This window comes from Massilia sp. 9096 (assembly GCF_000745265.1).
In the GTDB taxonomy this organism is placed as follows: domain Bacteria; phylum Pseudomonadota; class Gammaproteobacteria; order Burkholderiales; family Burkholderiaceae_D; genus Telluria.
The window spans coordinates 5,487,891-5,500,569 of record NZ_JQNN01000001.1; the positions used below are offsets into that span (position 1 = coordinate 5,487,891).

Here is a 12,679-nt window from a genome sequence, read left to right on the forward strand (position 1 = left end):
CGTGAAAGCGCCGCGCCTGCGCAAATTCAGCCTGGTGTCGCTGCGTGACCTGCTGGTCGCCATCGCGCCGACCACCGTGCTGGTGGCGATCGCTTGCGCGGTCGCCTATCTCGTCGTCGATCCGGAGCCGCCGCGCCGTGTGGTGCTGGCGACCGGCCAGGACAACAGCGCCTACGAGGAATTCGGCCGCAAGTACGCGGCCGTGCTGGCGCGCGACGGCATCCGTGTCGAGCTGCGCCGCTCGCTCGGCTCGGCCTACAACCTGCAGCGCCTGAAAGACGGCCAGGTCGACATCGCCTTCGTGCAGAGCGGCTCGACCGGTGCCGGGCAGGCTGCCTCGGCCGCCCCGGCCGCGCGCGCCGACCTGGTCTCGCTGGGCAGCCTGTTCACCGAGCCGGTCTGGCTGTTCCTGCGCGCGTCCGATAAACGGAAAGACGTGCTGCGCAGCCTGACCCAGCTGAAAGGCTTGCGCATCAACCTCGGCCCCGAGGGCACCGGCGTGCCGCAACTGTTCCGCCAGCTGCTGGCGGCCAACAACGTCGAGCCAGGCGACTTGCGGATATCAAAGCTCGAGAACACCCCGGCCACGATGGCGCTGCTGAACGGGCAGATCGACGGCCTGGTGTTCAGCTCGGCGCCGGAAGCGCCGCTGATCCAGATGCTGCTGCAGACCCCGGGCGTCCAGCTGTTCGATTTCCGCCAGGCCGAGGCCTATACGCACCGTTTGCCCTTCCTGACCCACGTGGTGCTGCCGCGCGGGATCGTCGACCTGGGCCGCGACATTCCCTCCAAGGATTTCCAGCTGATCGCCCCGACCGCCACGCTGGTGGCGCGCGCCGATCTGCACCCGGCGCTGATCGACGCATTCGTCAAGGCCGCCACCGAGATCCATGGCGGCGCCGGCTGGTTCCAGCAGCAGGGGCAATTTCCGTCGCCGCGCTACAGCGAGATCCCGGTCGCGCGCGAGGCCGCCAAGTACTACCGCGACGGTCCGCCGTTCCTGCAGCGCTACCTGTCGTTCTGGCTGGCCAACCTGTTCGACCGGCTGTGGGTGGTCGCGGTGGCGCTGGCCGCGCTGGTGATTCCGCTGTCGAAAGTGGTGCCGCCGCTGTACGCCTGGCGCGTGCGCTCGCGCGTGTACCGCTGGTACGGCCAGCTGCGCGCGGTCGAGCTGGCGGTGGAAAGCGCACCCGAGGCGCACCGTCCCGAGGTGCAGGCCGAGCAGCTGCGCCGCCTCGACGACATCGAACGGCGCGTCAACCACATCTCGATCCCGCTGGCCTATGCCGACGCGCTGTACGGCCTGCGCAGCCACATCAACCTGGTGCGCCAGCGCGTGCGCGCGGCGCCGCAGCGGCGCGCGGAGGACCTGTAGAACGCGGCGCCGTCAGGGCACGATCTTCACCACGGCGTTGCCGGAGGTGACGTACAGGACACCGTTGGCGTCGACCGTGATGCCGGCCACGTTGGCCAGCGAGTTTGTCAGGCTGCCCGGCACCAGCGTCGTGCCGCCGATGTGGCCGGCCACCGTGCTCGTTACCGCGCCGGTCGTGATCTTGCGGATCGTGTTGCTTTGCGCGTCGGCCGCGTACAGCGTGCCGTCTTTGGCCACGGTCAATGCCACGACCTGGCGGAAACTCGCCTGGCTGCCGTTGCCGTCCGCACTACCGCCGCTCGAGACGCCGGCGAAGTGGGTGAGGCTGGTCGCGCCGGACGTGGCACGGCTGATGGTGTTGTTCAGGTCGGCCACGTAGGCGACGCCGTCGGCATTGACTACAACGCCGCGCGGCACCAGCACGTTGTCGAGACTGTCGTTGACCGGGCCCTCCAGTGTGATCGCGTTTTGATATTGGGCGCCGGACAGGCGTCGGGTGTCGACGCCGGTGGTAATGAACAGGCTGCCGGATGAATCGATCGCAATACCGGCAGGATGGAGACGGAGGTTATCGCCGAAGCCGCTGGACTGCAGCGTCACCGGCGTGCTGACGTCGGCAGAGGGCGTGATCTTGCGGATACTGTAGCCATCGAGGACGAATAGGTTGTTGCTGGCGTCGATCGCGAGTGCAGTCGGGTCCGTAAAACGAGCTCGGCTGCCATTGCCATTCACGCTGGCCTGGGCGCCTGCCGTGCCGGCGAAGGTCGAGACCGTGCCGTCCGGCGTGATCTTGCGGATCACCCGGTTGTTCTCGTCCGCAACGAACAGGTTGCCGCCGGTGTCGACCACGATGCCGCGCGGCGAATTGAAGCTCGCCTTGGAACCGTTTTCGTCGCGGCTGCCGTACAGCGTCGCACTTCCTGCCAGCAGCGTGATGCCGCGGCTTGGACCGGTATTGCCGCCGCTGTCGCCGTCATCGGCCGTTTTGGGCTTGGGCCCGCCCGGCCCGCAAGCCGTGAGCGCGCCCGCGCAGATGGCGGCAAGCGCGGCGCAGGCGAGGCGGACGCGCATGCGCGCGCGGGAAGACGACGGGGAACGGGTCATGCAAGGCTCCGGAGAATGAAAGTCAGCGGCGATGCTAGCATGCCAACGTCCTTACATTGTCAGCAATTGTCACGCCTGGACCTGCCGACGTCACGGCGTCACGAGCTCGACGATCGGGTGGCCCGGGATCGCATACGGCGTGGCTTGCCGCTTGATGTGTCGCCATGCCAGCCGGATCAGGCTCCCACCCAGGGCAGGCCCGCCTTGCACCACCCACCGAGCGTCTTGCGATGCCCGTCGCCATCGCGGTCGCCCTCGAAGCCTTCGAGGATGTCGAAGGCCTTGTCGTAGCCGAGCTCGGTGGCCACCCGGGCCGCATGGCGCGAACGCACGCCCGAGCGGCACAGGAACAGCAGCACGTCGTCCTTGTCGGCGACCTGCTGCAGCTGGCCGGCGAAATCCGGGTTGGGGGCGCCGCCCGGATAAAGACTCCACTGGACTGCACCGTGCTGGGCCTCGGGGATGGCGACGCGCCCGATCCAGTCGCGTTCCGCGTTGGTGCGTACATCCACCAGCTTGACCTTGGGATCGTTCTGCACCAGCGCGAACGCTTCCTGGGGCGTGACTGCGCCAGCATAGGGCAGGCCGGCGCCGCGATTGCGGGCCTGGTCGAGGATCTCGTCAGTGCTATTCATTGCTTTCTCCTGGTTGCATGGCCGGGCTCGCACATTTGGTGCAGCGCGCCTTAACTTGGTGCATACTGACGCGATTGCACTTCATTGGTGCATATGCATGAGCACGCATCAAAGTTGTGCGAATCGGCCGGACGGTTGATTTTACGGGGCATATACCACACACACCAACGATTGATTGTTTATTTGCTCATAGTCAAGTGCTGGCATATTTCGTGCATAATCACGTATGCGCCTATCGACCGCGCCGCGTGGCGTTGTCGACACCCCTTTTTCAATTAGGAGATACGAATGGCAAGGACCGCCGCAGACGTAATGCAGATGCTGAAGGACAACGAAGTCAAGTTCGTTGATTTGCGCTTCGCCGATACCCGCGGCAAAGAGCAGCACGTGACCGTGCCCATCTCGCATTTCGACGCCGACAAGTTCGAATCCGGCCACGCCTTCGACGGTTCGTCGATCGCCGGCTGGAAAGGCATCGAAGCATCGGACATGCTGCTGATCCCGGACCCGAACACCGCCAACATCGACCCGTTCATGGAAGAGACCACCGTGTTCATGCAATGCGACGTGATCGAACCGGCGGACGGCAAGGGCTATGACCGCGATCCGCGCTCGATCGCCAAGCGCGCCGAAGCCTACCTGAAGTCGACCGGCATCGGCGACACCGCATTCTTCGGCCCGGAGCCGGAATTCTTCATCTTCGACTCGGTCCGCTGGAAGATCGACATGTCGGGTTCCTTCGTCAAGATCGACTCGGAAGAAGCGTCCTGGTCGACCGACAAGGAATTCGAAGGCGGCAACAGCGGCCACCGTCCGACCGTCAAGGGCGGCTACTTCCCGGTCCCGCCGGTCGACAGCTTCCAGGACATGCGTTCGGAAATGTCGCTGATCCTCGAATCGCTGGGCATTCCGGTCGAAGTGCACCACCACGAAGTGGCCGGCGCCGGCCAGATGGAGCTGGGCACCAAGTTCTCGACCCTGGTCGAGCGCGCCGACTGGACCCAGAACCTGAAGTACGTGATCTGGAACGTAGCCCACAGCTACGGCAAGACCGCGACCTTCATGCCGAAACCGATGAATGGCGACAACGGCTCGGGCATGCACGTGCACCAGTCGATCTGGAAGGATGGCAAGAACCTGTTCGCCGGCGACGGCTATGCCGGCCTGTCGGAGACCGCGCTGTTCTACATCGGCGGCATCATCAAGCACGCCAAGGCCCTGAACGCGATCACCAACCCGGGCACCAACTCGTACAAGCGCCTGGTGCCGGGCTTCGAAGCCCCGGTCAAGCTGGCTTACTCGGCCAAGAACCGCTCGGCCTCGATCCGCATCCCGCACGTGGCGAACCCGAAAGGCCGCCGCATCGAGACGCGCTTCCCGGACCCGCTGGCCAACGTCTACCTGTGCTTCGCCGCGCTGCTGATGGCCGGCCTGGACGGCATCCAGAACAAGATCCACCCGGGTGAAGCCGCGACCAAGGACCTGTACCACCTGCCGCCGGAAGAAGACAAGCTGATCCCGACCGTCTGCGCCTCGCTGGAAGAAGCGCTGGCCGCACTCGACAAGGACCGCGAGTTCCTGACCCGCGGCGGCGTGTTCAGCGACAGCATGATCGACGCCTACCTCGAGCTGAAAATGGGCGAAGTGCAGCGTCTGCGCATGACCCCGCACCCGGCTGAGTTCGACATGTACTACTCGTCGTAATCCGGGGTCGGACGCCTCGCAAACTTACTGCGCGTTGCATTTTCGTTGGGGCCGCCGAGGCTTGCGATGCTTGCTGTACCGGATGTACAGCTGCGCTTCTCAAACGAAACTGCGGCCGCTCGCTACGGTTTTCGAGGCATCCTTGTGGTTCGTCTTTTAAAGGTGTATCCACACGGTAACAAAAACGCGGGGAAAGCCAGCCGGCCTCCCCGCGTTTCCATTTGGATGCGGTATAGTCGAACGATTCCAATCACCGCCCGAGCGGGCGTCGACCGACTGATGCGAATGACAAGGAGCAGCTATCTCGCGCTGGCGCTGGCGTGCACACTGGCCCATGCGGGCGCGCGCGCGGATTCGACCGTTTACAAATGTGTCGACAAGAGCGGCCGCGTCGAGTTCACCGACGTCAACAAGCCCGGCTGCAAGGCGCTCGACCTGCCCGGCTACATGCCGGCCCCGCGTGCGCCGACGCCTTCGAACGCGGCCCCGGGCAATCCCGCCGCGAGCATGCGCCAGGGCGCCAAGCCGGTCGCCAGCCCGAACAATTTCCCGCGCGTGGACAGCGCCACCCAGCGCGCGCGCGACGACGACCGCCGCGCCATCCTCGACGAGGAATTGCGCGCCGAGGAGCAGAAGCTGGCCAACCTCAAGCGCGACTTCAACAACGGCGAGCCTGAGCGCCAGGGCAACGAAAAGAACTACGCCAAGTACCAGGAGCGTGTGGCGCAGATGCGCGACGACATCAGCCGCAGCGAAAAGAACATCGAAGCGCTCAGGCGCGAGATTGCAAATATCCGCTAAGTGACCGCCAATAATTCATGAACGAGATCCCGGCCACCCCTCCCGCGCACGAGCGCTTTGCCGGCCTCGACTTGCTGGCATCGAGCGTACTGGTGATCGACGGCGCCGGCCACGTGCGCTACGCCAATCCGGCTGCCGAACACCTGCTCGAGGTCTCGGTCAAGTCGCTGTCGCGCCAGAAGCTGACCGGCCTGTTCACCAACGGCGACGAGCTCGCCGCGCTGTGCGAGCAGGCGTTCGCCCACAAATACGCCGACCTGCGCCAGGACCTGACGCTGCACCGTCCCGCACGCGAACCGCTGCACGTGCACAGCATCGTCAGCGCGGCCGGCGAGCTGGAAGTCGTGATCGAGCTGCGCGAGAACGTGCAGCAGCTCAAGCTCGACCGCGAGGAACGCATCCTCGACCAGAGCCAGGCCAACAAGGAACTGATCCGCAACCTGGCGCACGAGATCAAGAATCCGCTGGGCGGCATCCGCGGCGCCGCGCAATTGCTCGAGCTCGAGCTGCCCGACGCCCACCTGACCGCGCTGCGCGAATACACGCAGGTCATCATCAAGGAAGCCGACCGCCTGCAGACGCTGGTCGACCGCCTGCTGGCGCCGCACCGGCGTCCGCACATCGTCGGCGACGTCAACATCCACGAGGTGTGCGAGCGCGTGCGCAGCCTGGTGCTGGCCGAGTTCCCGGCCGGCCTGTCGATCCGGCGCGACTACGACGCCTCCATCCCCGAGTTCCGCGGCGACAAGGAGCAGCTGATCCAGGCGGTGCTGAACATCGTCCACAACGCCGCCCAGGCCCTGCGCGCGCGCATCGCGCAAGGCGACGCCGAGATCGTGCTGCGCACGCGGGTGGCGCGCCAGATCACCCTGGCCAAGGTTCGTTACGGGCTGGCATTAGACTTGCATATCATCGACAATGGACCGGGTATCGCGCCCGAGATCCGCGACCGCATCTTCTACCCGCTCGTTTCCGGGCGCGAAGGCGGCAGCGGCCTCGGGCTGACGCTGGCGCAGACCTTCGTGCAGCAGCACATGGGACTGATCGAGTGCGAATCCCGGCCTGGGCTCACGGACTTCCGCATCATGATTCCGCTGCCATAAGCGGCGGGTGTCGAGTGCGGCTGTGGTCCACTGAAATGAACCATCGCGGGAAAGCACGAAACACATGAAACCAATCTGGATTGTCGACGACGACGCATCGATTCGCTGGGTCCTTGAAAAAGCCCTGGCGCGCGAAAACCTAGCGACCCGCAGTTTCGCCAGCGGGCGCGAAGCGCTGGCCGCGTTCGAATTCGAAACGCCGCAGGTGCTGGTGTCGGACATCCGCATGCCGGGCGAATCCGGACTGGACCTGCTGGCGGCCGTCAAGGAGCAGCATCCGGGCCTGCCGGTCATTATCATTACCGCGTTTTCCGACCTCGACTCGGCGGTCGCCTCGTTCCAGGGCGGCGCCTTCGAATACCTGGCCAAGCCCTTCGACATCGACAAGGCGGTCGCGCTGATCCGGCGCGCGCTGGAAGAAAGCCTGCGCGAAGCCAGCGTCGACATCGCTCCGAGCGAGACGCCCGAGATTCTCGGCCATGCGCCGGCGATGCAGGAGGTGTTCCGCGCGATCGGGCGGCTGTCGCAGTCGAACGTGACCGTGCTGATCACCGGCGAATCCGGCACCGGCAAGGAGCTGGTGGCGCGCGCCCTGCACAAGCACAGTCCGCGCGCGCAACAGCCGTTCATCGCGCTCAATACCGCGGCGATCCCGAAGGACCTGCTCGAATCCGAATTGTTCGGCCACGAGCGCGGCGCCTTCACCGGCGCCCAGGCGATGCGGCGCGGCCGCTTCGAGCAGGCCGAGAACGGCACGCTGTTCCTCGACGAGATCGGCGACATGCCGTTCGACCTGCAGACGCGCCTGCTGCGGGTGCTGTCCGACGGCCATTTTTATCGCGTCGGCGGGCACCAGCCGGTCAAGGCCAACGTGCGCGTGATCGCGGCGACGCACCAGAACCTCGAGCAGCGCGTGCGCGACGGCCTGTTCCGGGAAGACTTGTACCACCGCCTGAACGTGATCCGCCTGCGCCTGCCATCCCTGCGCGAGCGGCGCGATGACATCCCCATTTTGGTGCGCCACTTCCTGGTGCAGAGCGCTCATCAATTGGGCGTCGAGCCCAAGCGCCTGAGCGAGGACGCGCAGCGCTTCCTGTCCGGCCTGGAATTGCCGGGCAACGTGCGCCAGCTGGAGAACCTGTGCAACTGGATCACGGTGATGGCGCCGGGCCAGACGGTCGAGGTGAAAGACCTGCCGCGCGACCTGACCCAGGCCGCGCCCGCCGGCGCCAACAGCCTGGCCGCGGCGGCGACGGTGGCGATGCCGGCGCCCTCGGCCGGTCCGCAACACGCGCCGGCGGACGGCGCGACCGGCCTGACGGCGCTGGCGGGCCTCCCGTCCGGGGCCGAGGGCTGGATCGGCCTGCTGGAGCTGCAGGCCGCGCGCATGCTGTCCGACGGCCAGGTCGAAGTGATGGACGTGCTGGGACGGCAGTTCGAGTCGGCGCTGATCCGCACGGCGCTCAAGCACACCCACGGCCGCAAGAACGACGCGGCGATCCGGCTGGGCATCGGGCGCAACACGATCACGCGCAAGATCGCCGAGCTGGGCATCGACGGGGCGAAGGAGGAATAAGGTCCGGGGGAGGAATAGAGTCCGGGGGACTCTATTCCGAAAAGAGTCCGGGGGACTCTATTCCGAAAAGAGTCCGGGGGACTCTATTCCGAAAAGAGTCCGGGGGACTCTATTCCGAAAAGAGTTCGGGGAACTCTATTCCGAAAAGAGTTCGGGGAACTCTATTCCGAAAAGAGTCCGGGGACGTTATCCGAAAGAGTCCAGGCCCCTGATCAGCATGGACCCCGCCCTGCGCCGGGGCGACGGGTGGTCCACATTACCGCTCCGTCATGCGCATGCCCCCCGTCGCGCGGCGATGGTGTAAGCTCTTGCCGTCCGCACAACGAGCACTGCCGCGCCGAAATTCCCATGCTGATCAACTGCGTCGCCTACCAGGAAGGCAAAAAACTGTCCGATATCCCGATCGAGGACATCAGCGACTATCTCGACAAGCCCGACTGCTTCGTCTGGGTCGCGCTGCGCGACGCCACCGCCGAAGAGATGGCCAAGATGCAGGAAGAGTTCAACCTGCACGAGCTGGCGGTCGAGGACGCCGCGCGCGGCCGCCAGCGGCCCAAGGTCGAGGAATACGGCGACTGCCTGTTCGCCGTGGTGCACACGGTCGACATCGAAGGCGACGGCCTGACCAGCGGCGAAGTCGCGATCTTCGCCGGGCCGAACTACGTGCTGTCGGTGCGGCGCGATTCGCAACAGGGCTTCCTGGGCGTACGCGCACGCGCGGAACGCGAGCCGCACCTGCTGCAGATGGGCTCGGCCTTCGTGCTGTACGCGCTGATGGACGCCGTGGTCGACCGCTATTTCCCGGTGGTCGACATGCTCGAATCCGAACTCGAGACCATCGAGGACCGCATCTTCACCCACGGCGCCCAGCGCCAGAACGTCGAGCGCCTGTACCAGCTCAAGCGCAAGGGCCTGACGCTGCGTCATGCCGTCATGCCGCTGCTGGACGCGGTCGGCCATTTCACCAACGGGCGCGTGCCCAAGCTGGTCGAAGGCACCCAGGATTACTTCCGCGACGTACAGGACCACCTGATCCGCATTGCCAGCCGGCTCGACGCGGTGCGCGACACGATCGCCACCGCGATCCAGGTCAACCTGTCGATGGTCTCGATCGACGAAAGCGAGGTCAACAAGCGGCTGGCGTCGTGGGCCGCGATCTTCGCCGTGTTCACGGCATTCGCCGGTGTGTGGGGCATGAATTTCAAGTACATGCCCGAGCTGAACTGGAAGTGGGGCTATCCGATGGCGCTGGCGATCATGGTCGGCGTCTGCGGCTACCTCTACCGATTGTTCAAGAAGTCCGGCTGGTTGTAATGACTGTCGTTACATTCGGTGAGATTCAGAGAACAATTTGATAGTGAAAAATCGCCTCGGCAAGTGTTATATTGTTTCGTAATGTTAATGTTGCTCTTTCCCCTCATTTCGATATCGTAAAGATTGACCTTCAGTAAGCAGCCGCTCAAGATGCGTTCCCCGATTGGGTCAATGTCCACTGTGACCCGAACGTCTTGGATCAACTCTTGAGTCTGGATTTTCAATGCTGAAGGAAACTATCATTTCGCGCTCGGTGCGCGTGATGTTCGCAAGCGGCGTCGTGATGGGCCTGGGCCTGTCCGCACAAGCCGCGCTGGCGCAGGATGCGTCGGCCCCCATCGCCCGCGTCGAAGTCACCGGTTCGTCGATCAAGCGTGCCGACGTCGAAGGCTCGCTGCCGGTGCAGACCGTCACCGCCGCCGACATCGCCCGCACCGGCGCCACCAACACCGCCGAGCTGCTCACCACGCTGAGCTCGAACTCGATGGCCGGCGCCACCAACCAGGCCGAAGGTGCGGGCCTGTCGACCTATGGCGAATCGACCGCGTCGCTGCGCGGCCTGGGCGCAAGCAAGACCCTGGTGCTGGTCAACGGCCGCCGCCTGGGCAACTACGCCACCGATGGCACCGCGGTCGACGTCAACTCGATCCCGCTGGCCCAGATCGACCACGTCGAAGTGCTGAAGGACGGCGCTTCGGGCGTGTACGGTTCCGACGCGATCGGCGGCGTGATCAACTTCATCACCAAGAAAAACTACCAGGGCGTGGAAGTGGGCGGCTACACCAGCGTCAGCCGTTACGGCGGCGGCCAGACCCACAAGGCCAGCATCCTGGCCGGCTGGGGCGACCTCGATGCAGACCGCTACAACTTCACCGTGTCGGCTGACTTCAGCAAGGACGAGGCCATCTTCGGCCGCCAGCGCGACTACGCCAGCCAGGGTTGGGAAAACAACGGCTTCCGCGATGCCGGCGCCACTCCGAGCGGCACCATCAGCCCGTTCCTGCCGACCACCCAGCGCAACGCCCAGGGCGTGGTGCCGAACTCGCTGGGCCAGACCGGTTCGCCCATCGGCAATCCGCTGTCGCCGAACAACTGCGCCGCCAACGGCAGCGCTTACGACGCCGTCTATGGCGACTGCCGTTTCAACAGCTCGCCGTACGGCAACCTGGTTCCGGCCGTGAAGCGCGCCAACGTCGGCGGCAGCTTCCACTTCAAGCTGAACGACAACGCCGAGTTCTTCGCCGAAGGCTTCTTCTCGCGCAACGAGACGACCCAGCAAGGCCAGGCTTCGCCGTACAGCAACAGCTTCCTGTCGACCGACCCGCAGTTCGCCGCCAACAACCAGTACCCGTCGATCGTCATCCAGCCGAGCAGCCCGTACTACCCGGGCGCCTGGCTGGCGGCCAACGCCCCGGCCATCAACGGCCAGCCGGTCTCGGTCAGCTACCGCGCCTTCGACGGCGGCGACCGCATCGCGCGCGACACCGCGCTTGCCACGCACTTCGTGACCGGCTTCACCGGCACCGTCAAGGGCTTCGACTACGACGTCGCCTACACCCACAACTCGAGCGACGTGACCGAGCGCGCGATCCAGGGCTACCAGAACCAGACCGCTCTGGTCGGCCTGCTGAGCAACAACAACGCCTTCAACCCGTTCACCCAGTACCAGAGCCCGGCCCTGGCCCAGCAGATCTACGCGACCAACTACGTCGGTCCGGTGATGAACGCCGTGCTGCGCAACGACGCCCTGAACGCCAAGATTTCGGGCGAGGTGTACAAGCTTCCGGCCGGCATGGTCAGCGTCGCTGTCGGCGCCTCGATGGCCGACGAGAACCTGTCGATCAACCCGAGCCAGGCGTACCAGAGCGGCGACGTGTCGGGCTACGGCGGCGCCCAGCTGCCGCTGTCGGCCTCGCGCGCCTCTTCGGCCGTGTTCGCCGAAGCGATCATCCCGATCGTCAAGCACCTGGAAGCCGACGTGGCCGTCCGCCACGACCGCTACCCCGGCGCCTCGGCGACCAACCCGAAGGTCAGCTTCCGCTACCAGCCGTTCTCGCAACTGCTGCTGCGCGCGTCCTACGGCAAAGGCTTCCGCGAGCCGTCGCTGCCTGAGCTGCTGAACCAGCAGACCCTCGGCACCAGCGCCAACTTCAAGGATCCGGTCACCGGTCAGAGCGGCCAGTTCAACGTGCTCTACGGCGGCAACCCGAACCTGCAGCCGGAGAAATCCGAGCAGGCTTCGTTCGGCTTCGTGGTCGACCCGGTCAAGGGCATGTCGATCGCCGTCGACTTCTGGAAGATCAACGTCAACAACCTGGTCACCACGTTGGCGCCGCAGGCCACCGTCGCCCAGGCGGCGTTGGGCAACCCGGCCTACACCGGCCTGGTGACTCGTGATGCAGGCGGCAACATCACCTCGATCGTCGGCACCAACATCAACGCCGGCAGCGTGAAGACCCAGGGCATCGACCTCGACGCGCGCTACGCTTTCCTGAAGAGCCCGACCTACGGCAACTTCGGCCTGCGCCTGAATGGTACCTACACCTCGAAGTACGACCTGACCCTGCCGGACGGCACGGTGCAGCGCAGCGTCGCCGCGACCATCGACAACCAGGGCAACGTGCTTAGCGCGGTCACGGCCGGCATCATCTTCCGCTGGAAGGACCAGCTGAGCCTGGACTGGAAGCGCAAGGACTGGAGCGCCTCGCTGATCAACAACTTCCAGAGCGGGTACTACGACAACGCGCGTGCCGATACCGACTATGACAACGGTCCGATCATCGCCCAGCACGTCGGCGCGTTCTCGACCTGGGACATCCAGGGCAGCTACGCCGGCATCAAGAACCTGACCCTGACCGCCGGCATCAAGAACCTGTTCAACCGCAAGCCGACCGACGTCATCACCGCCGGTTCGTACTTCCAGGCGGGTTACGATCCGACCTGGTATGACGTGCATGGCCAGACCGGTTACCTGAGCGCGAACTACAAGTTCTAAGCGCGCCAGCTTTCAGCGCATGACGAAAAACCGCAGCTTCGGCTGCGGTTTTTTTTCGTACCAGCTCAGGGC

The 12,679-nt window shown here is 65.2% G+C and carries 9 protein-coding genes; 7 read left to right on the plus strand and 2 right to left on the minus strand.

Features of this window, described 5'->3' with window-relative positions:
* Position 1 precedes the first annotated feature (1 nt).
* Positions 2-1,375 (plus strand): TAXI family TRAP transporter solute-binding subunit, encoded by a 1,374-nt coding sequence (locus FA90_RS23990; protein ID WP_036173345.1) that lies wholly within the window; start codon positions 2-4, stop codon positions 1,373-1,375.
* Positions 1,376-1,387: 12 nt separating this feature from the next.
* On the opposite strand, the gene FA90_RS23995 is transcribed toward FA90_RS23990, so the two are convergent.
* Positions 1,388-2,479, minus strand: coding sequence for a hypothetical protein (locus FA90_RS23995; RefSeq protein ID WP_036173347.1), 1,092 nt, complete (start codon positions 2,477-2,479; stop codon positions 1,388-1,390).
* A gap of 176 nt (positions 2,480-2,655) precedes the next feature.
* Complete coding sequence (locus FA90_RS24000) at positions 2,656-3,114, minus strand: rhodanese-like domain-containing protein (RefSeq protein ID WP_051972050.1); 459 nt, start codon at positions 3,112-3,114, stop codon at positions 2,656-2,658.
* A 288-nt stretch (positions 3,115-3,402) separates the two neighbouring features.
* Here FA90_RS24000 and glnA point away from each other — a divergent pair, with 288 nt between their 5' ends.
* The 6 genes from glnA (at position 3,403) to FA90_RS24030 (ending at position 12,607) form a co-directional block, all read left to right on the plus strand.
* Entirely contained in the window at positions 3,403-4,818 is a 1,416-nt protein-coding gene (gene glnA / locus FA90_RS24005; protein WP_036173350.1) for a type I glutamate--ammonia ligase, read from the plus strand.
* Positions 4,819-5,097: 279 nt separating this feature from the next.
* Positions 5,098-5,619, plus strand: coding sequence for a hypothetical protein (locus tag FA90_RS24010; protein WP_036173353.1), 522 nt, complete (start codon positions 5,098-5,100; stop codon positions 5,617-5,619).
* A 17-nt stretch (positions 5,620-5,636) separates the two neighbouring features.
* Complete coding sequence (gene glnL / locus FA90_RS24015; RefSeq protein ID WP_036173356.1) at positions 5,637-6,722, plus strand: nitrogen regulation protein NR(II); 1,086 nt, start codon at positions 5,637-5,639, stop codon at positions 6,720-6,722.
* 64 nt (positions 6,723-6,786) lie between these two features.
* A complete protein-coding gene (gene ntrC, locus FA90_RS24020) occupies positions 6,787-8,298 on the plus strand; it encodes a nitrogen regulation protein NR(I) (protein WP_036173359.1) in 1,512 nt (503 codons plus the stop codon).
* A gap of 348 nt (positions 8,299-8,646) precedes the next feature.
* Complete coding sequence (corA, locus tag FA90_RS24025) at positions 8,647-9,612, plus strand: magnesium/cobalt transporter CorA (protein WP_036173361.1); 966 nt, start codon at positions 8,647-8,649, stop codon at positions 9,610-9,612.
* A gap of 223 nt (positions 9,613-9,835) precedes the next feature.
* The gene (locus FA90_RS24030) at positions 9,836-12,607 is read left to right on the plus strand and encodes a TonB-dependent receptor (protein ID WP_036173363.1); all 2,772 of its coding nucleotides are present in this window, start codon (positions 9,836-9,838) and stop codon (positions 12,605-12,607) included.
* Positions 12,608-12,679: the final 72 nt, after the last annotated feature.